The organism is Micromonospora mirobrigensis (assembly GCF_900091555.1).
Lineage (GTDB): Bacteria > Actinomycetota > Actinomycetes > Mycobacteriales > Micromonosporaceae > Micromonospora > Micromonospora mirobrigensis.
In genome coordinates, this window is record NZ_FMCX01000014.1 from 1 (window position 1) to 19,739 (window position 19,739).

A 19,739-nucleotide genomic window follows, 5' to 3' on the forward strand; every position below is an offset into this window, starting at 1 on the left:
GGCCAGGGAGATGGGCACCACCGAGGACGGCACCAACAGCATCAACGACATCACCCCGGTGCTGAACAAGGAGACCGGTAAGGACGTCTACCGGTCGGTGGAGATCAAGGATCGTAAGGCCGACGACAAGCAGACCGACAAGCTGCGCGCGGACGTCGTGGAGACCGTCGACGGCGGTCGGGCCGTGGTGGCGAACATCGCCGGCACCGCGGTCGACACCGACGGCAACACCCACTCCTTCGAGGGCGGGCACTACATCTCGGTCGTGGGCTACCGCGACGGTGGCAAGACCGTCACCATCGCCGACAGCGCCGACCCGAACATGGCCTCCTACCGGATGAGCGTGGACAACCTCGCCGACTGGATCGCCACCCGCGGCTACACCGCCAGCTGACCGCCACCGAACCGACAAGGGCCCGACCCTCACGAGGGGTCGGGCCCTTGTCACATGTCCGCAGGCGGTCAGCCCTCGGCCAGCACGCCGAGGATCGCGTCGCCGTACTTGGCCAGCTTGTTCTCGCCGACGCCACCGACCTTCGACAACTCACCCAGGGAGCCGGGCGCGTCGGTGGCGATCTGCCGCAGGGTCGCGTCGTGGAAGATGACGTACGCGGGGACGCCCTGCTCCTTCGCGGTCGCCGCGCGCCAGGCGCGCAGCCGTTCGAACAGCGGCGCGGCCGACGGCGGCAGTTCGACGGCCGCGGTGGCGGAGGTCTTGGCTCGGGCGGCGCGCCCGGCGGACTTCCGTTCCGGCTCCCGGCGCATCATCACCGTGCGGCGGCGGCCCAGCACCTCGGCGCTGGCCTCGGTGAGGGTCAGGGTGCCGTAGTCGCCCTCGACCGCCAGCAGCCCCTCGGCCAGCAGCTGCCGGACCACGCCGCGCCACTCCGCCTCGCTCAGCTCACCGCCGATGCCGAAGACCGTCAGCTGGTCGTGGGTGTGCTGGGTGATCTTCTCGGTCTGTCGGCCGAGCAGGATGTCGACGCAGTGGCCGGCGCCGAACCGCTGGTTGCGCTCCCGGTCCAGCCGGAAGACGGTGGAGAGCAGCTTCTGCGCCGGCACGGTGCCGTCCCACGACTCCGGCGGCTCCAGGCAGGTGTCGCAGTTGCCGCACGGGCCGGCGGCCGGCTCGCCGAAGTATTCGAGCAGCTGAGCACGGCGGCAGCGCACCGTCTCGCAGAGCGCCAGCATCGCGTCGAGGTGCGCGGCGAGCGAGCGGCGCCGGGCCAGGTCGCCGTCCGACGTCTCGATCATCTTGCGTTGCTGCACCACGTCCTGGAGCCCGTACGCCAGCCAGGCCGTGGACGGCAGCCCGTCCCGCCCGGCGCGGCCTGTCTCCTGGTAGTAGCCCTCCACCGACTTGGGCAGGTCGAGGTGGGCGACGAAGCGTACGTCCGGCTTGTCGATGCCCATGCCGAAGGCGATCGTGGCCACCATGACCAGACCGTCCTCGCGCAGGAACCGCTGCTGGTTGGTGGCGCGGGTGACCGCGTCCAGGCCGGCGTGGTAGGGCAGGGCGGGGATGCCGTTGGCGACCAGGAAGTCGGCGGTCTTGTCCACCGAGGCGCGGGAGAGGCAGTAGACGATCCCGGCGTCGCCGGGGTGCTCGTCGCGGAGCAGGGCCAGCAGCTGCTTGCGCGGCTCCCGCTTGGGCACGATGCGGTACTGGATGTTGGGCCGGTCGAAGCTGGCCACGAAGTGCCGCGCCTCGGTGAGCTTCAGCCGGGTGGCGATCTCGGCGCGGGTCGCGGTGGTGGCCGTGGCGGTCAGCGCGATCCGCGGGACCGCCGGCCACCGCTCGTGCAGCATCGACAGGGCCAGGTAGTCGGGGCGGAAGTCGTGCCCCCACTGGGCCACGCAGTGCGCCTCGTCGATGGCGAACAGCGCGATGCTGCCCCGGTCGAGCAGCTGCTGCACCGGGCGGGTGCCGAGCGCCTCCGGGGCGAGATAGAGCAGGTCGAGCTCGCCGTCGACGAACGCCCGCTCGACCTGCCGCCGGGCGTCGAGGTCGAGCGTCGAGTTGAGGAAGCCGGCGCGGACGCCGACGGCGGTGAGCGCGTCCACCTGGTCCTGCATCAGCGCGATCAGCGGCGAGACCACCACCGCGACGCCGGGGCGGACCAGCGCCGGGATCTGGTAACACAGCGACTTGCCCCCGCCGGTGGGCATCAGCACCAGGGCGTCCCCGCCGGCCACGACGTGGTCGATGACCTCGCGCTGGAAACCGCGGAACGCGTCGTAGCCGAAGACCCGGCGCAGCACCCCGGAGGCGTCCTCGGTCCGCTGCTCGGTGGTGGGGGAGACCATCCGGGCAGTCTACGGAGCGCCCCCGACAGCGTCCGGCCCCGGCGGGTCCGCCGCGCCGGGACCGGACGCCGGTCGGCCGGCCCGGCCGTCGAGGGGTGGCTCCTGTCGGGTGCGCGACCCCACGGGTGGATCGGGCGCCGGGCAGGAACACCGGGGCCGGTCGGCACGTTGAGCGCAGCGGACGGACCCGCCACCGCGCCGGGGGCGACGACCGACGGGGCGCAGCGGGATAGAGTCGCTGACTGACCATGCCCGGTCGCAGAACGCACCGGAGCACCACGGCTTGGGGGTAACGGGTTGAGCGAGGCGGGAACTGCCCAGGAGCGGACACCGGGCGACCTGCCGGGCGTGCACGGAGCTGTCGTGGAGAGCCCGGCGCCGGCCGGCGAGCCGGCCGAGGAGGAGACCACCCTGGTGGTGGTCACCGGCCTCTCCGGCGGTGGGCGCAGCACGGTGGCCCGGGCGCTGGAGAACGTCGGCTACTACGTGGTCGACAACCTCCCGCAGGCGCTGATGCTGGACATGGCCGAGCTGGCCGTGAAGGCCGGCGGCGCCGCCCGGCGTACGGCGATGGTGCTGGACGTGCGGTCCCGCGCCTTCTCCACCGACCTGGCCGGCGCGATCCGGGAGCTGAAGGACCGACGCTTCCACCCCCGGGTGGTCTTCGTCGACGCCGACGACGAGGTGCTGATCCGGCGGTTCGAGAGCGTCCGCCGCTCGCACCCGTTGCAGGGTGACGGTCGGCTGGCCGACGGCATCGCCGTGGAGCGGGAGCTGCTGGAGGAGGCCCGCGACCAGGCCGACGTGATCATCGACACCAGTCAGCTCAACGTCAACCAGCTGCGCCGCCGGGTGGAGGAGCTGTTCGCCGGCGAGGACGCCCGCCGGCTGCGGGTCACCGTGCTCTCCTTCGGCTTCAAGTACGGCCTGCCGCCGGACGCCGACTTCGTGCTGGACGCCCGGTTCCTGCCCAACCCGTACTGGGTGCCGGAGCTGCGCGAGCACACCGGCCGGGAGGAGGCGGTCAGCGCGTACGTGCTGGGTCAGGAGGGGGCCGACGAGTTCGTCGCCGCCTACGCCGACCTGGTCAACGCGACCACCGCCGGCTTCGAGCGGGAGGGCAAGCGCTACCTGACCGTGGCGGTGGGCTGCACCGGCGGCAAGCACCGCAGCGTCGCCATCACCGAGGAGCTGGCCGGCCGGCTGCGGCAGTCCGGCATCGCCGCGAACGCGCAGCACCGGGACCTGGGGCGGGAGTGACGGTGAAGGTGGTCGCCTTCGGCGGCGGGCACGGCCTGTCCGCCTGCCTGCGGGCGCTGCGCCACTGCGTACCGGAGATCGACCTGGACATCACCGCGGTGGTCACCGTGGGCGACGACGGCGGGTCCAGCGGTCGGCTTCGCGCCGAGCGCGGCGGCCTGCCCCCGGGTGACCTGCGACAGGCGCTGGTCGCGCTGGCCGGGGAGCACCCGGCGACCCGGCGCAGCGCGGGACTCTTCCAGCACCGGTTCGCCCCGGCCGGCCCGGCCGGTGACGGCCTCGCCGGGCACGCCGTGGGCAACCTGGTGCTCTGCGGCCTGATGGAGCAGCTGGGCGACCCGGTGGCCGCGTTGCGGCACGCCGGCACGATGCTCGGCGCGGTCGGCCGGGTGCTGCCCATGTCGCCGCAGCCGGTGGGGATCGAGGCGCTGGTACGGGGGGTCGACCCGGCCCGTCCCGACGAGATCCGGACGCTGCGCGGCCAGCACCAGGTGGCGGTGACCACCGGCCGGGTCGAGTCGCTGCGGCTCACCCCGCACGCGCCACCGGCCTGTGCGGAGGCGGTGGCGGCCACCACCGAGGCCGACTGGTTGATCTTCGGGCCGGGCAGCTGGTACACCAGCGTGCTGCCGCACCTGCTGGTCCCCGGCCTGGCCGAGGCGATCGTGGCCAGTCCGGCCCGCCGGCTGGTCACCCTGAACCTGGCGGCGGAGAAGGAGACCCTGGGGCTCTCCGTGGCCGACCACCTGGCCGCGCTGCACTGGTATCTTCCCGAGCTCAAGGTGGACCTGGTCCTCGCCGACGGCAAGGCGGTGGGTGACCCGGAACCGGTCGAGCGTGCGGCAGAATCGCTGGGTGCCCGACTGGTCCTCGCCCCGGTCGCCGTCACCGACGGCACGCCCCGACACGATCCGGCCGCGCTCGGCGCCGCGCTGGTGCCTGTCCTGGGCGCCGATCGTTAAGCACGTACGTAATCACCGGCGACACGCCGGTACCGGTCCGTGAGGGGGCGCAGAATGGCGATGACAGCTGCGGTCAAGGACGAGCTGAGTCGGGTCGACGTGCCCAAGCCGTGCTGCCGACGTGCGGAGATGGCCGCGTTGCTGCGCTTCGCGGGCGGCCTGCACATCGTATCCGGGCGGGTGGTCGTCGAGGCGGAACTCGACACCGGCGCGGTGGCCCGGCGGCTGCGCCGGGAGATCGCCGAGGTGTACGGCTACCCGAGCGAGATCCACGTGCTGGCCTCCGGTGGCCTGCGCAAGGGCAGTCACTTCATCGTCCGGGTGGTGAAGGACGGCGAGGCGCTGGCCCGGCAGACCGGCCTGCTGGACGTCCGGGGCCGGCCGGTGCGCGGGCTGCCGCCGCACGTGGTGGCCGCGAACGTCTGCTGCGCCGTGTCGGCGTGGCGGGGCGCGTTCATGGCGCACGGCTCGCTGACCGAGCCGGGCCGATCCAGCGCCCTGGAGATCACCTGCCCGGGCCCGGAGTCCGCGCTGGCCCTGGTCGGCGCGGCCCGCCGGATCGGCATCAGCGCCAAGAACCGCGAGGTCCGCGGCGTGGACCGGGTGGTGGTCAAGGACGGCGACGCGATCGCCGCGCTGCTCACCCGGATCGGCGCGCACTCCAGCGTGCTGGCCTGGGAGGAGCGCCGGGTACGCCGGGAGGTGCGCGCCACCGCCAACCGGCTGGCCAACTTCGACGACGCGAACCTGCGCCGCTCGGCCCGGGCGGCGGTGGCCGCGGCGGCCCGGGTGACCCGCGCGCTGGAGATCCTCGCCGACGACGCCCCCAACCACCTCACCTCGGCCGGCCGGCTGCGGCTGGAGCACCGGCAGGCCTCCCTGGAGGAGTTGGGCGCGCTGGCCGACCCGCCGCTGACCAAGGACGCCATCGCCGGCCGGATAAGGCGACTGCTGGCCCTGGCCGACAAGCGGGCTCGTGACCTGGGCATCCCCGATACGGAAGCGGCAGTCACGCCGGACATGCTCGTGGTCTGATAGGACGGTGGCGGCCGGACGACGAGAGGCGAGCGCGGCGCGGGATCGTCGCCGGGCGTGCCGGCGTGTCCCACGGGGCGTACCGGATCTTGCCCCGGCGCAGCGCGGCCCCGTGCGCTCGGATAAGGTCACGACGTACGGCAAGGGGGCCGGCACAGGTCTCCTCGCCGTGACTCACCGCCTCAGGCGGTCAGGTCTCCGGACCGCGGCGGGGTGGCCGAGATGAACCGTCAACGGCCGGCTCCAACGGTCGGCGCACACATCTCCGCCGGCCGGTGTCCGACGCCGGCGGACCAGAACGCGAGGAGATGGGACCTGTGACCATCCGGGTTGGCATCAACGGCTTCGGCCGGATCGGCCGTAACTTCTTCCGGGCAGTGCTTGCGTCCGGCGCCGACATCGAGGTCGTGGCGGTCAACGACCTGACCGACAACGCGACGCTCGCCCACCTGCTCAAGTACGACAGCATCCTGGGTCGCCTCCCGCACGAGGTCAAGGCCAGCGCCGACGAGATCACCGTGGGTGGCAAGACCATCAAGGTGTTCGAGGAGAAGGACCCCAGCAAGCTGGCGTGGGGCGAGGTCGGCGTCGACGTCGTCATCGAGTCCACCGGCTTCTTCACCGACGGCACCAAGGCGAAGGCGCACATCGACGGCGGGGCCAAGAAGGTCATCATCTCCGCGCCGGCGAAGAACGAGGACGTCACCGTGGTCATGGGCGTCAACCACGACCAGTACGACCCGGCCAAGCACACCATCATCTCGAACGCCTCCTGCACCACCAACTGCCTCGCCCCGATGGCCAAGGTGCTGCACGACACCTTCGGGATCACCAAGGGTCTGATGACCACGATCCACGCGTACACCCAGGACCAGAACCTCCAGGACGCGCCGCACAAGGACCTGCGTCGGGCCCGCGCCGCCGCGCTGAACATCGTCCCCACCTCGACCGGCGCCGCGAAGGCCATCGGCCTGGTGCTGCCCGAGCTGAAGGGCAAGCTGGACGGCTACGCGCTGCGGGTGCCGATCCCGACCGGCTCGGCCACCGACCTGACCGTCGAGGTCGGCCGGGAGACCACCGTGGAGGAGGTCAACGCCGCGCTGAAGGCCGCCGCCGAGGGCCCGCTCAAGGGCTACCTCAGCTACAACGAGGACCCGATCGTGTCGGCGGACATCGTCACCGACCCGTCGTCCTGCATCTTCGACGCGCCGCTGACCAAGGTGATCGGCAACCAGGTCAAGGTCGTCGGCTGGTACGACAACGAGTGGGGCTACTCCAACCGCCTCGTGGACCTGGTGAAGCTGGTGGGTCAGTCGCTGTGACGATCCGCAACCTCGACGACCTGCTCGCCGAGGGGGTGTCGGGTCGGCGCGTGCTGGTACGCGCCGACCTGAACGTCCCGCTCGACAAGCAGACCGGGGACATCACGGACGACGGCCGGATCCGGGCCGTCCTGCCGACGCTGAGCGCGCTGGTGCAGGCCGGCGCGAAGGTTGTCGTCTGCTCGCACCTGGGCCGCCCGAAGGGCGCCCCGGACCCGCAGTTCAGCCTCCGTCCGGTCGCCGGGCGGCTCGGTGAGCTGCTGGGCGCCCCGGTGCACTTCGCCGAGGACACCGTCGGCGACTCCGCCCGCGCATGCGTGGACGGCCTGGCCGACGGTCAGGTCGCGCTGCTGGAGAACCTGCGGTTCAACAAGGGCGAGACCAGCAAGGACGACGCCGAGCGGGGCGCCTTCGCCGACCAGCTCGCCGCGTTCGGCGACGCGTACGTCGACGACGCCTTCGGCGCCGTGCACCGCAAGCACGCCAGCGTCTTCGACGTGCCGGCGCGGCTGCCGCACGTCGCCGGCCGCCTGGTGCTGCGCGAGGTGGAGGTGCTCTCCCGGCTGACCGGCGCGCCGGAGCGGCCGTACGTGGTGGTGCTCGGCGGTTCCAAGGTCTCCGACAAGCTGGCGGTGATCGAGGCGCTGCTGCCGACGGTCGACCGGCTGCTCATCGGCGGCGGGATGTGCTTCACCTTCCTCAAGGCCCAGGGCCACGAGGTGGGCACCTCGCTGCTGGAGGAGGAGATGGTGGAGACCTGCCGCAACCTCCTGGAGCGCTCCGAGGGCAAGATCATGCTCCCGGTCGACGTGGTGGCCGCGGACGCCTTCGCCCCGGACGCCGCGCACGACACGGTGCGCGCCGACGGCATCCCGAGCCACCGGCTCGGGCTGGACATCGGCCCGGAGACGGTGGCCGGCTTCGCCGCCGCCATCTCCCAGGCGAAGACCATCTTCTGGAACGGGCCGATGGGTGTGTTCGAGATGCCGGCCTTCGCCGCCGGCACCCGCGGGGTGGCCGAGGCGATCACCAAGACCGACGCGTTCAGCGTGGTCGGCGGCGGTGACAGCGCGGCTGCGGTACGGGCCCTGGGCCTGGACGAGTCGTCGTTCGGGCACATCTCCACCGGTGGCGGGGCCTCCCTGGAATACCTCGAGGGCAAGACCCTGCCCGGCATCGCGGCGCTGGAGGACTGATGGCGAGCATCACCCGCCGGCCGCTGATGGCCGGCAACTGGAAGATGAACCTGAACCACCTCGAGGCCAACCTGCTGGTGCAGAAGCTGGCCGCGAGCCTGAACGAGAAGCAGCTCACCGACGTCGAGTGCGTGGTGCTGCCGCCCTTCACCGACCTGCGTACCGTGCAGACCGCGGTGGACGGCGACAAGCTGCTGATCGGCTACGGCGCGCAGGACCTGTCGCCGTACCAGTCGGGCGCGTACACCGGCGACATCGCCGGGCCGATGCTGGCCAAGCTGGGCTGCACGTACGTGACCGTCGGGCACTCGGAGCGGCGGCAGTACCACTACGAGGACGACGCGATCGTCAACGCCAAGGTGGCCGCGGCCCTGGCCAACGGGCTCACCCCGATCCTCTGCATCGGTGAGGGGCTGGAGATCCGGGAGCAGCTGCGGCACGTGCCGCACTGCTGCGACCAGCTCGACGGCGCCCTGCGCGGGCTCACCGCCGAGCAGGTCACCAAGGTCGTCGTCGCGTACGAGCCGGTCTGGGCGATCGGCACCGGCAAGACGGCCACCCCGGAGGACGCCCAGGAGGTCTGCGGCGAGGTGCGCAAGCGCCTGGTCGAGACCTTCGACCAGGCGACCGCGGACCAGGTCCGGATCCTCTACGGCGGGTCGGTGAAGTCGTCGAACGTGGCGTCGATCATGGCCCAGCCGGACGTGGACGGGGCCCTGGTAGGCGGCGCCAGCCTGGACGCCGAGGAGTTCGCGAAGATCTGCAGGTTCCCGGAGCACACCGCCCGCTGATCGCTCGCTATCCTTGACTCCGCCCGTCCACCGGTCGAGGCCGCCGTGCCCGATCTGTCCGGGCGAGGATCGTAACGAGAGGACTGACCCCAGCCATGCCGATCTGGTTCGCATACACGTTGATCGTGTTGCTGGTCATCACGAGCGTTCTGCTCACCATGCTGATCCTGCTGCACCGAGGTAAGGGCGGCGGGCTGTCCAGCATGTTCGGCGGTGGGGTCAGCTCCAGCCTGGCCGGCTCGTCGGTGGCCGAGAAGAACCTCGACCGCTACACCGTCCTGGTGGGGCTCGTCTGGTTCGCCTGCATCGTCGGGCTGGGCCTCTGGCTCCGGCTCCAGGTCGGCACCGGCTCCTGAGCGAGGCATTCACGCCGTACAATCTGCGCGCGGTCCGTCACCGACGGACCGCGCGCAGTTCTTTTCTCCGCTGCACCGCGTCGCCCGCCGCCCGCACCGGCGGCGGTCCCCTCCGACGACAGGAGCGAGCAGCCGTGCCGAGTGGCAACGTCATCCGCGGCACCCGGATCGGGTCCGGCCCCGAACGACCCCCCGAGCGGTACGCACCGGCCGCCCGGCAGGCGATCACCTACTGGTGCCGCAACGAGCACCGGTTCGACATCCTGATCGCCGCCGAGGCCGAGCCGCCCGCGCTCTGGGACTGCCCGCGGTGCGGGCTGCCGGGCGGCCGGGACCCGGACGATCCGCCGGGCCGAGCCCGCGTCGAGCCCTTCAAGACCCACCTGGCGTACGTCAAGGAGCGGCGCACCCCGGAGGAGGCGGAGGCGATCCTCGCCGAGGCGCTGGCCGCGCTGCACCGGCGCCGCGGCCGGCCCGCCTCCTAGCTGTCGACAGGGCCCCCTGCCATACCGCAGGCGTTGAGAGGGGACCCCTCCTTACACCCGGAGGCTGCGCAGGCGCGGCGGCACGTCGGCGGCCGCGGCCCGGTCCAGCAGCCAGCAGGTGCGCGCCGTCCCGTGCACCCCGGCAGCGGGCAGTTGCACCGGCCCCGCCCCGGCCAGCGCCATGCCGACCGCCCGCGCCTTGTCGGCGCCCCCGGCGACCAGCCAGACCTCCTCGGCCGTGTTGATCGTGGGCAGGGTGAGGGTGGTCCGCACCGGGGGCGGTTTCGGGCTGCCCCGCACCGCGCTGACCGGCCGGTTGTCGTGGTGCACCGGGTGCTCCGGGAAGACCGAGGCCACGTGACCGTCCTCGCCCACACCGAGCATCAGCACGTCGAAGTGGGGGAGGGTGGCGTGCCCCGGCCGGGCGGCCCGGGCCAGCTCCTGCGCGTACCCGGCGGCGGCGGCCTCCGGGTCGTCGCCGGCCGGCCCGTCCGAGGCGGGCATCGGGTGCACCCGGGCCGGGTCCAGCGGCAGCGCGTCGAGCAGGGCCGCGCGGGCCTGGGTCTCGTTGCGCTCCGGGTCGCCGGCCGGCAGGAACCGCTCGTCGCCCCACCAGACGTCAACCCGCGACCAGTCGACCGCGTCGTGCGCCGGCAACGCCGTCACCGCCCGGTACACCGCCGCGGCGATCCGCCCGCCGGTCAGCACCACCGAGGCCTCCCCCCGGTCGGCCTGCGCGTCGAGCAGCTTCACCACCAGCCGGGCCGCGACCGCCTGCGCCAGCAGGTCGGCGTCGGCGTGTACGGCGACACTCGCCTCACTCATTCGCTGTGCCTTCGTTCTTCCGACCGCATCCGCGGTCACCGTTGCCTGGTCCGGCCGCGGTGCGGCCGGATGTGCCTGTCCTCGTGCGTTGCCGGCCCGAGAGGGGTCGGTACGGGCGGCCTCTGGCAGTGGCCGCCCGTCCGTACCGGCTCAGCCCTGCGCGGTGGCGCCGGCGTGCGCGGTGACGCCCGCCTCGGCCCGCTGGGCGGTCGCCGGGTCCTTCCAGACGTGCACCCGCCCGGCGGGGCGCTGGTCGAGCCCGGAGAGGCCGGCCGCCGCGCCGAGCGCCTCGGCGTACACCTGGTCGGCGTCGAGCCGGCGCAGCTCCTCGGCCAGCTCGTCGCCGAGCGGCCGGCGGACCAGGGGCAGCGTCCGGTCGTCCTGGCCGGTACGCCGGAAGATGGCGATGCTGTCGTCCCGGCTGAGGGTCAGCTCGTCACCGTTGGCGCAGCGCAGCTGCACCTCCCGCATCCGCGGGTACTCGTCGGTGTGCTCCCAGACCGGGTCGATGCCGAGCCGGGCCATCAGCCAGCCGCGCATCAGCGCCGCCGTGGGGTCGGTGCGCGGCGCCACCACGGTCGCCTCGGTGACCCGGGCCTGGGTGGTGTCGAACGCACCCGCCACCAGGGTGCGCCACGGGGTGATCCGGGTCCAGGCCAGGTCGGTGTCGCCGGGGGCGTAGTCGGCGGCCCGCTGCCGCAGCGCGGCCACCGGGTCGGCGGCCTGCGCGGCGTCGGTGATCCGCCGGTCGGCCACCACGCCGAGGAAGTCGGTGGAGATCTCGGCCGGCGGTTCGCCGTGCCACCACGTCACCACCGGCACGTCCGGCACCAGCAGCGGCATCACCACCGACTCGGCGTGCAGGGCGAGCCGCCCGTACATCCGGGTCACCACCGCCTCGCACGGGCCGAGCCGACCACCGACGACGATCTCGGCGTCCAGCCGGTTGCGGTCCCGCTCGACGTCGGAGCGGACCACGACGACGATCCGGCAGGGGTGCGCGGCGGCGGCGATGGTCGCCGCAGCCTCGGCCTCCCGGACCCGCTTCTCGTCAACCACGACGACCAGGGTCAGGGCCATGCCGCTGGCCACCCCGCCGGCGCTGCGCCGCTCGGCGGCGAGCGCCTTGACCACCTCGTTGCCGGTGGTGTCCCACAGCCCGATCACTGGAGCCTCCTGGTTCGTTCGCTCTGCTCGCTCACGCCCGCCGCCACGCCCGGCCCTCGCGGGCCAACATCTCGTCGGCGGCCCGCGGCCCCCACTCACCGGCCCGGTACGGCTCCGGCTTCGTCCCCTCCCAGGCGTGCTCCAGCGGGTCCACGACCTGCCAGCTCTGCTCCACCTCGGCGGCGTCCGGGAAGAGCGTCCGGTCGCCGATCAGCACGTCCAGCACCAGCCTTTCGTACGCCTCGGGGCTGGACTCGGTGAACGCCTCGCCGTACTGGAAGTCCATCGCGATGTCGCGGACCTCCATGGTCGTGCCGGGCACCTTGGAACCGAACTTGAGCACCACGCCCTCGTCCGGCTGGACCCGGATGACCAGCTGGTTGGGGCCGAGCGACTCCATGTCCGCGGCGTTGAACGGCAGGTGCGGCGCCTTCTTGAACATGATGGCCACCTCGGTGACCCGCCGGGGCAGCCGCTTGCCGGCCCGGATGTAGAACGGCACCCCCGCCCACCGGCGGTTCTGGATGCCCAGCTCCACGGCCACGTACGTCTCGGTGGTGGAGGTCTCCGGGACGCCCTCCTCCTCCAGGTAGCCCTTGGCCCGCTCGCCGCCCACCCAGCCGGGCAGGTACTGGCCGCGCACGGTGCCCCGCTCGACGTCCCTGGGCAGGGTGATGGCCTTGAGCACCTTCAGCTTCTCGGCCCGGATCTCGTCGGCGTCGAAGCTGGTCGGCTCCTCCATCGCCACCAGGGCCAGCAGCTGGAGCAGGTGGTTCTGGAGCACGTCACGGGCGGTGCCGACCGAGTCGTAGAACGCGGCCCGGGTGCCGATGCCGACGTCCTCGGCCATGGTGATCTGCACCGAGTCGACGTACTTGGAGTTCCACAGCGGCTCGAACAGGTTGTTGGCGAAGCGCAGGGCCAGGATGTTCTGGACCGTCTCCTTGCCCAGGTAGTGGTCGATCCGGAAGACGTCCTGGCTGGTGAACACGTCGTCGACCAGGTCGTTGAGGGCCTTGGCCGAGGGCAGGTCGTTGCCGAACGGCTTCTCCACCACGACCCGCCGCCAGCCGCCGGACTTGGCGTTGTCGGCCATGCCGGTGCGGGCCAGCTGCTTGAGCACGACCGGGAAGGCCGCCGGGGGGATGGAGAAGTAGAAGGCGGCGTTGCCGTGGATGCCGTGGGTGTCCCGCAGCTCGTCGAGGGTGGCGGCGAGGTGGTCGAAGGCGGCGTCGTCGTCGAACGAGCCGCCGACGAACTTGATGTTGCCGGCCAGCCGGGCCCAGACCTCGTCCCGCCAGGGGGTGCGGGCGTGCTTGCGGGCCGCCTCGCAGGCCAGGGTCTCGAAGTCCCCGTCGCCCCAGTCCCGGCGGGCGAAGCCGAGGACCACGAAACCGGGCGGCAGCAGCCCCCGGTTGGCCAGGTCGTAGACCGCCGGAAGCAGCTTCTTGCGCGCCAGGTCCCCGGTGACCCCGAAGATCACCAGAGCGCAGGGCTCCGGGATCCGGGGCAGCCGCCGGTCCTGCGGGTCGCGTAGCGGGTTCGTCGGGCCACCCTCGGTCGACGTCTGCGCGGCTGGCACGTTCGGCCCACTCCTCGCGCTCACGGTGTCTCCTCGCTCCGCTGGGGGATTATCGTCAATCATCGTCACGTCAGTGTCCGTCCGGCCACATCGAGCAGCTGGGCCAGGCCCGCCGCCCGCTCGGTCAGGTGCAGCCGCAGGACCGGCCGGCCGCGGTCGACCAGGGCCTGCCGGTCGCCCGCGGCCTGGGCCGCCTGGAGTTCTGCGAAGGAGTACGGGCGCCCGGGCACCGGCAGATCATCGGTGACCGCCCCGGTCACCTGGAGATGAACGCCGACGGCCGGACCGCCCTTGTGGTACTGGCCGGTGGAGTGCAGGAACCGCGGCCCCCACCCGAAGGTCACCGGCGCCGCGGTCGCCCCGGCCAACAGCGGACGCAGCCGGGCCGCGTCGGCGTCGGCGAGCCGGTCGAGGTACGCCGTGACGGCGAGGTAACCGTCGCCGGGCACCTGGCCGAACAGCCAGCGCAGCGCGCCGGCCAGGCCGGCGGGGGCGCCCGCCGGGGCGTACACCTCGATGGCACCCTCGGTGGACGACGGCCGCTGCGCCGGCGCCCCCTCGGCCAGGACGCGTTCGGTGTTCCGCTTGGCCCCGGCGACGTCCGGCTGGTCGAACGGGTCGACGCCGAGCGCCACCGCGGCGATCGCGGTCGCGTACTCCCAGGCCAGGAAGTGCGCGCCGAGCGGGCCGTTGACGGCCAGGTCGGGCACGCACCCGCCACCGGGCACGGCGCCGGGCGGCAACGCGCCACCGTAGGTCACGGTCAGCACACCGTCGCCGGACACGCCGGGGGCGCCCGGCGACTCGACCACCACCGGCAGGATGCCCAGGCCGGACTTGCCGGTGGACTCGGCGATCAGCTGCTCGGCCCAGTCGCCCAGCCCGTCGATGCCGGTGCCGTCGGCGACCAGCGCGACCCGGTCCCGGCCGTCGGTCGCGGCGGCGGCCAGCGCGGCCCCCAGCGCGAGCGCCGGGTTGTCCCGGTCGTGGCCCAGCGACCCGGCCAACGCCTCGGCGTCGTCGAGCAGCGCGGTCACCTCGACGCCGGCCAGCGCGGCCGGGACGAGCCCGAACGCGGTCAGCGCGGAGTACCGGCCGCCCACCTCCGGGTCGGCGTGGATCATCACCACGCCCATCTCGGCGGCGGTCTCCTCCAGCGGGGAACCCGGGTCGGTGACCACCACGAAGTGCCGGGCCGCCTCCGCCTCGGTCATCCCGGCGTCCAGGAACGCCTGCCAGTACGCGCGCCGGTGGCTGTCGGTCTCCACCGTCGAGCCGGACTTGCTGGCCACCACCACGACGGTGCGCTCCAGCCGGTCGGCCAGCGCCGCCCGGACCTGGCCCGGGTCGGTGGTGTCCAGCACGGTCAGCGGCCGGCCGGTGGTCCGCGTGATCACCTCGGCGGCGAGCGACGAGCCGCCCATCCCGGCCAGCACCACGTGGTCCAGGTCGGCCAGCTCGGCGGTCAGCTCGGCGAGCTGGGGGAGCAGCTCCCGGCTGCGCAGGTGGGTGTCGAGCCAGCCGAGCCGGCGCTCCGCGCCGGCCCGCGCGGCCGCCCCCCACAGGGTCGGGTCCTTGCCGGCCAGCCGGCCGGGGACACCGGCGGACGCCAGGGCGGCCCGGGTGGAGGTGGCGGCGGCCCGGTCGACCGCGTCCGCCCCGTGCACCGCGAGCCCGGCGGCCGCCTCGACCCCGGCGAGCAGGTCGGTCACGTCGGCCTCCCGACCGGTGGCCGGGCGCGGGGAAGCGCCCCGGGGAACCCCGGGGCGCCACCGTCGCGCATCGTCACGCGTTGCCTCCGGCCTGCTGGGCGGCCTGCGCGTTGCCCTTGGCGGCCTGGTTCGGCGCGCCGGCGCCCTTCGCCGCCTCGGCCAGCGACTTCTTCACGCCCTCGAGCAGCTCCAGCCAGCTGGCCTCGAACTTCTCCACGCCCTCGCGCTCCAGCGTGGCGATCACGTCGGACATGTCGACGCCGACGCCCTCCAGGTCGGTGAAGACCTTGCGGGCGGCGTCGTACGAGCCGGTGATGGTGTCGCCGCGGGTCTCCCCGTGCTCGGCGTAGGCGTGGATCACCGACTCCGGCATGGTGTTGACGGTGCCGGGGGCGATCAGCTCCTCGACGTAGATCACGTCCCGGTAGTCCGGGTTCTTGGTCGAGGTGGACGCCCACAGCGGCCGCTGCGGGTGGGCGCCCGCGTCGGCCAGCTTCTGCCACCGGTCGGAGGAGAAGACCTCGCCGTAGCGCTCGTACGCCAGCTGGGCGTTGGCCACGGCGGCCTTGCCACGCAGCGCCTTCGCCTCGTCGGAGCCGAGCTTCTCCAGCCGCTTGTCGACCTCGGAGTCGACCCGGGAGACGAAGAACGACGCCACCGAGCCGATCTTCGACAGGTCGTGGCCGTTCGCCTTGGCCTGCTCCAGGCCGGCCAGGAACGCCTCCATCACCTGCGAGTAGCGGTCCAGCCCGAAGATCAGGGTCACGTTGACGCTGATCCCCTCGGCCAGCGTCGCGGTGATCGCCGACAGGCCCTCCTCGGTGGCCGGGATCTTGATGAAGAGGTTGGGGCGGTCGACCAGCCACCACAGCGCCTTGGCCTCGGCGACGGTCTTCTCCGTGTCGTGGGCCGACCGCGGGTCCACCTCGATGGAGACCCGGCCGTCGACGCCGTTGCTGCCGTCGTACGACGGGCGCATCACGTCGCACGCCCACCGCACGTCGTACGTGGTGAGCATCCGCACGGCCTCTTCCACCTCGATGCCGCGGGTGGCGAGGTCCTTGAGCTGCCAGTTGTACTCCGTGGCGTCGCTCAGCGCCTTGGCGAAGATGCTCGGGTTGGTGGTCACCCCGGCCACGTGCTTCTCGCGGCGGAGCTGGTCCAGCCCGCCGGAGCTCAGTCGTACCCGGGAAAGATCGTCGAGCCAGACCGCCACTCCCGCGGCGGTGAGCTCACTCAGCCTGTCCGTCATGCCGTCCACGCTCCCCTCAGTTGCCGGTCGTGAAACCGGTGATGTCGCCCACCCGGGTCAGCGCCGCGTGCGCGGCGGCCACGATCCGGTCGGGGGTGAACCCGAACTGCTCGAAGAGCACGGTGTGCGGGGCGCTGGCGCCGTAGTGCTCCAGGCTGACGCTCTCCCCGGAGTCGCCGACGATGCCCCGCCACGACATGGCGATGCCCGCCTCCACGCTCACCCGTGCCTTTACCCCGCGCGGCAGCACCGACTCCCGGTACGCCTCGTCCTGCTCGTAGAACCACTCCTGGCAGGGCATCGAGACGACCCGGGTGGGGGTGCCGTCGGCCTCCAGCCGCTCTCGGGCGGTGAGGCAGAGCTGCACCTCGGAACCGGTGCCGACGATGATCACCTGCGGCTTGCCGTTGGACGCCTCGGCCAGCACGTAGCCGCCCTTGGCGGTGCCCTCGGCGCCGCCGAACTCGTCCCGGTCGATCGTCGGCAGCGGCTGCCGGCTCAGCGCCAGGGCGGTCGGCCGGTCGGTGTGCTCCAGCGCCTGCCGCCACGCCCAGGCGGTCTCGTTGGCGTCGGCCGGGCGGACGACGTCCAGGCCCGGGATGGCCCGCAGCGCGGTCAGGTGCTCCACCGGCTGGTGGGTCGGGCCGTCCTCGCCGAGGCCGATCGAGTCGTGCGTCCAGACGTACGTCACCGGCAGCTTCATCAGCGCGGCGAGCCGCACCGACGGGCGCATGTAGTCGCTGAACACCAGGAACGTGCCGCCGTACACGCGGGTGCCGCCGTGCAGGGCGATGCCGTTCATGATCGCGCCCATGGCGTGCTCGCGGATGCCGAAGTGCAGGGTGCGGCCGTACTCGTTGCCCGGGAAGTCCTTGGTGGCGTGGCCGGCCGGGATGAACGACGGCTCGCCCTTCATGGTGGTGTTGTTGCTCTCGGCCAGGTCGGCCGAGCCGCCCCACAGCTCCGGCAGCACCGGCGCCAGCGCCTCCAGCACCTTGCCGGAGGCGGCCCTGGTGGCCACGCCCTTGGCGTCGGCCGGGAAGGTCGGCAGCGCGTCGGTCCAGCCCTGCGGCAGGGTACGGGTGGCCATCCGGTCGTAGAGCGCCTTGCGCTCGGCGTTCGCGCCGGCCCACGCGTCGAAGGCGGTGGTCCACTCCCGCTGGGCGGCCTCGCCCCGGCCCAACACCTGGCGGGCGTGCTTGAGGACCTCCTCGTCGATCTCGAAGCTCTGCTGCGGGTCGAAGCCGAGGAGCTGCTTGGTGGCGGCCACCTCGTCGGCGCCGAGCGCCGAGCCGTGGATCTTGCCGGTGTTCTTCTTGTTCGGCGCGGGCCAGCCGATGATGGTGCGCAGCGCGATGAAGGAGGGGCGGCCGGTCTCCGCCTTGGCGGCCACCAGCGCCTGGTAGAGCGCCTCGACGTCCTCGTGGTAGTCGCCCTGGTCGGCGTCGCCGGTGCGCCAGTCGACGGTCTGCACGTGCCAGCCGTACGCCTCGTAGCGGGCCGCCACGTCCTCGCTCTTGGCGATCCGGGTGTCGTCCTCGATCGAGATCTCGTTGTCGTCGTAGATCAGGCAGAGGTTGCCCAGCTGCTGGTGCGCGGCCAGCGAGCTGGCCTCGTGGCTGATGCCCTCCTCGATGTCGCCGTCGGAGGCGATGCACCAGATGTCGTGGTCGAAGACCGACGCGCCCGGCTCGGCCTCCGGGTCGAACAGGCCGCGCTCGCGGCGGGCCGCCATCGCCATGCCGACCGCGTTGCCCAGGCCCTGGCCCAGCGGGCCGGTGGTGGTCTCCACGCCCGGGGTGTGCCCGTGCTCGGGGTGACCCGGGGTGAGCGAGCCCCACTGGCGCAGCGACTTCAGGTCGTCCAGGGCCAGCGGGTAGCCGGAGAGGAAGAGCTGGATGTAGAGGGTCAGGCTGGAGTGGCCGGCGGAGAGCACGAACCGGTCCCGGCCGGGCCAGTTCGGGTCGGCCGGGTTGTGCCGCATCACCCGGTTGAACAGCAGGTACGCCGCCGGCGCCAGGCTCATCGCCGTGCCGGGGTGGCCGTTGCCGGATTTCTCCACGGCATCCATGGCCAGCACGCGTACGGTGTCCACGGCTCGGCGGTCGAGGTCGGACCAGTTCAGAGCGGAGTGCTCTCGTCGGTTGGCAGCCACGATGGTTGTGCTCCTCGGCAGATGGGCGGAACCCTCACTGATGACCCTATCGAGCGTCCCTAAACGTGCGCCCGGGGATCGGGCGACGCTCTTCAGCTACGTACCGTGGTGGTCAAGCGTTCAACCGGATTGTGACGGCCCGCACCGTTCTCGGGTCGCCCGGGCAGCCAAAACGACGACGCGTAGTCTGTGTGGCGGTGTGTGGACCCGCGGAGCGGGCCCCGCCGACCCGATCTCCCCTGCCGATGCCGGAAGGTGGCAATCCGTGAGCATGATCACCGAGCGCCCCGTCAGCAGTTCTGCCGGGCAGCCGCCGGTGCGCACGGTGCCCGAGGGGGCCTCGGTCGGCCGGCGGGACGTCCGTTCCGTGCTCGCGGCGTACGTCGCCCTGACCAAGCCCCGGATCGTCGAGCTGCTGCTGGTCACCACGGTGCCGGCGATGATGCTCGCCGACGGGGGACTGCCCTCGCTGTGGCTGATGGCCGTGGTGCTGATCGGCGGCTCGCTCGCCGCCGGCGCCGCCAGCGTCATCAACTGCTACATCGACCGGGACATCGACCAGCTGATGCGGCGTACCAAGCGCCGTCCGCTGCCGGCGCACACCGTGTCGCCGCGCAACGCGCTGGTCTTCGGCCTGGTGCTCGCGGCGGTCTCGGTCGTGCTGATGCTGGTGTTCACCAACCTGCTGGCCACCGCGCTCACCCTCGCCGCGATCGTCTACTACGACGTCGTCTACACGCTCTGGCTCAAGCGGACCACCACGGCGAACACGTTCTGGGGCGGCGCCTGTGGCGCCGCGCCGGTGCTGATCGGCTGGGCCGCGGTGACCGGCTCGCTGGCCCCGCAGGCGTGGGTGCTCTTCGGCGTCGTCTTCTTCTGGCAGATGCCGCACTTCTATCCGCTGGCGATGAAGTACAAGGCCGACTACGCCCGCGCCGGCATCCCGATGCTGCCGGTGGTGGCCTCCGCCCGGCGGGTCAACGCCGAGATCCTGATCTTCGCCTGGCTGACCGTGGCCACCTCGCTGGCGCTCTGGCCGCTCGGGATGAGCGCGATCTACGGCGTGCCGACCCTGGTGGTGGGCGCGATCTTCCTGCTCGAGGCGCACCGGCTCTGCGGCCGGGTCCGGCGGGGCGAGCCGGAGAAGCCGATGCGGCTGTTCCACTGGTCGACGACGTACCTGACCATCCTCTTCGCCGCCGTCGCGCTCGACGCCCTGATCTGACCCGGGCCGGGCACCGCCCCCGCGAGGGCTCGCCCGCCCCGGATCTGCCGCATCCGGGCCCGTCCCGGGCTTTGGTGACGGCCAGTTCCCGTATCCCGTGTTGTCTC

17 protein-coding genes are annotated in these 19,739 nt (G+C 72.7%); 10 read left to right on the top strand and 7 right to left on the bottom strand.

Annotation, left to right across the window (positions count from 1 at the left end; translation table 11 throughout):
• A partial coding sequence (locus tag GA0070564_RS27760) for a C39 family peptidase (protein WP_176730878.1) occupies positions 1 to 394 on the top strand: 394 nt, incomplete at its 5' end.
• Between the two features lie 68 nt (positions 395 to 462).
• On the opposite strand, the gene recQ is transcribed toward GA0070564_RS27760, so the two are convergent.
• Complete coding sequence (gene recQ, locus GA0070564_RS27765) at positions 463 to 2,307, bottom strand: DNA helicase RecQ (RefSeq protein ID WP_091615838.1); 1,845 nt, start codon at positions 2,305 to 2,307, stop codon at positions 463 to 465.
• Between the two features lie 363 nt (positions 2,308 to 2,670).
• Here recQ and rapZ point away from each other — a divergent pair, with 363 nt between their 5' ends.
• From rapZ to GA0070564_RS27805, 8 genes are all read left to right on the top strand, one after another.
• Positions 2,671 to 3,567, top strand: a complete 897-nt coding sequence (gene rapZ, locus GA0070564_RS27770; RefSeq protein WP_091615842.1) for an RNase adapter RapZ — start codon at positions 2,671 to 2,673, stop codon at positions 3,565 to 3,567.
• Positions 3,564 to 4,529, top strand: coding sequence for a gluconeogenesis factor YvcK family protein (locus GA0070564_RS27775; protein ID WP_091615847.1), 966 nt, complete (start codon positions 3,564 to 3,566; stop codon positions 4,527 to 4,529). Before rapZ ends, GA0070564_RS27775 begins: the two co-directional genes overlap by 4 nt.
• 54 nt (positions 4,530 to 4,583) lie before the next feature.
• The gene (whiA, locus tag GA0070564_RS27780) at positions 4,584 to 5,564 is read left to right on the top strand and encodes a DNA-binding protein WhiA (protein WP_091615851.1); all 981 of its coding nucleotides are present in this window, start codon (positions 4,584 to 4,586) and stop codon (positions 5,562 to 5,564) included.
• Positions 5,565 to 5,881: 317 nt separating this feature from the next.
• A complete protein-coding gene (gene gap / locus GA0070564_RS27785) occupies positions 5,882 to 6,886 on the top strand; it encodes a type I glyceraldehyde-3-phosphate dehydrogenase (RefSeq protein WP_091615855.1) in 1,005 nt (334 codons plus the stop codon).
• Positions 6,883 to 8,082, top strand: coding sequence for a phosphoglycerate kinase (locus GA0070564_RS27790; RefSeq protein WP_091615858.1), 1,200 nt, complete (start codon positions 6,883 to 6,885; stop codon positions 8,080 to 8,082). Before gap ends, GA0070564_RS27790 begins: the two co-directional genes overlap by 4 nt.
• Complete coding sequence (gene tpiA, locus GA0070564_RS27795; protein ID WP_091615862.1) at positions 8,082 to 8,873, top strand: triose-phosphate isomerase; 792 nt, start codon at positions 8,082 to 8,084, stop codon at positions 8,871 to 8,873. Before GA0070564_RS27790 ends, tpiA begins: the two co-directional genes overlap by 1 nt.
• Positions 8,874 to 8,968: 95 nt before the next feature.
• Positions 8,969 to 9,229, top strand: coding sequence for a preprotein translocase subunit SecG (gene secG / locus GA0070564_RS27800; RefSeq protein ID WP_091615866.1), 261 nt, complete (start codon positions 8,969 to 8,971; stop codon positions 9,227 to 9,229).
• 134 nt (positions 9,230 to 9,363) lie between these two features.
• Positions 9,364 to 9,714 carry an RNA polymerase-binding protein RbpA gene (locus tag GA0070564_RS27805; protein ID WP_091615869.1) on the top strand — a complete coding sequence of 117 codons (351 nt, stop codon included), beginning with the start codon at positions 9,364 to 9,366 and terminating at the stop codon, positions 9,712 to 9,714.
• Between the two features lie 51 nt (positions 9,715 to 9,765).
• Here GA0070564_RS27805 and pgl read toward each other — a convergent pair whose 3' ends face one another.
• From pgl to tkt, 6 genes are all read right to left on the bottom strand, one after another.
• Positions 9,766 to 10,539: a 6-phosphogluconolactonase gene (pgl, locus tag GA0070564_RS27810; RefSeq protein WP_091615873.1), complete on the bottom strand. Its 774-nt coding sequence runs from the start codon at positions 10,537 to 10,539 to the stop codon at positions 9,766 to 9,768.
• Positions 10,540 to 10,689: 150 nt separating this feature from the next.
• Complete coding sequence (locus GA0070564_RS27815) at positions 10,690 to 11,706, bottom strand: glucose-6-phosphate dehydrogenase assembly protein OpcA (protein ID WP_091615877.1); 1,017 nt, start codon at positions 11,704 to 11,706, stop codon at positions 10,690 to 10,692.
• 31 nt (positions 11,707 to 11,737) lie between these two features.
• The gene (gene zwf, locus GA0070564_RS27820; protein WP_091615882.1) at positions 11,738 to 13,288 is read right to left on the bottom strand and encodes a glucose-6-phosphate dehydrogenase; all 1,551 of its coding nucleotides are present in this window, start codon (positions 13,286 to 13,288) and stop codon (positions 11,738 to 11,740) included.
• A gap of 65 nt (positions 13,289 to 13,353) precedes the next feature.
• Positions 13,354 to 15,000, bottom strand: coding sequence for a glucose-6-phosphate isomerase (locus tag GA0070564_RS27825; RefSeq protein ID WP_091615887.1), 1,647 nt, complete (start codon positions 14,998 to 15,000; stop codon positions 13,354 to 13,356).
• 73 nt (positions 15,001 to 15,073) lie between these two features.
• The gene (gene tal, locus GA0070564_RS27830) at positions 15,074 to 16,252 is read right to left on the bottom strand and encodes a transaldolase (protein ID WP_091616028.1); all 1,179 of its coding nucleotides are present in this window, start codon (positions 16,250 to 16,252) and stop codon (positions 15,074 to 15,076) included.
• Positions 16,253 to 16,268: 16 nt separating this feature from the next.
• On the bottom strand, positions 16,269 to 18,407 hold the full coding sequence (gene tkt, locus GA0070564_RS27835) for a transketolase (protein WP_091615890.1): 2,139 nt from the start codon (positions 18,405 to 18,407) through the stop codon (positions 16,269 to 16,271).
• A gap of 265 nt (positions 18,408 to 18,672) precedes the next feature.
• Here tkt and GA0070564_RS27840 point away from each other — a divergent pair, with 265 nt between their 5' ends.
• Positions 18,673 to 19,632 carry a heme o synthase gene (locus GA0070564_RS27840; RefSeq protein ID WP_091615893.1) on the top strand — a complete coding sequence of 320 codons (960 nt, stop codon included), beginning with the start codon at positions 18,673 to 18,675 and terminating at the stop codon, positions 19,630 to 19,632.
• Positions 19,633 to 19,739: the final 107 nt, after the last annotated feature.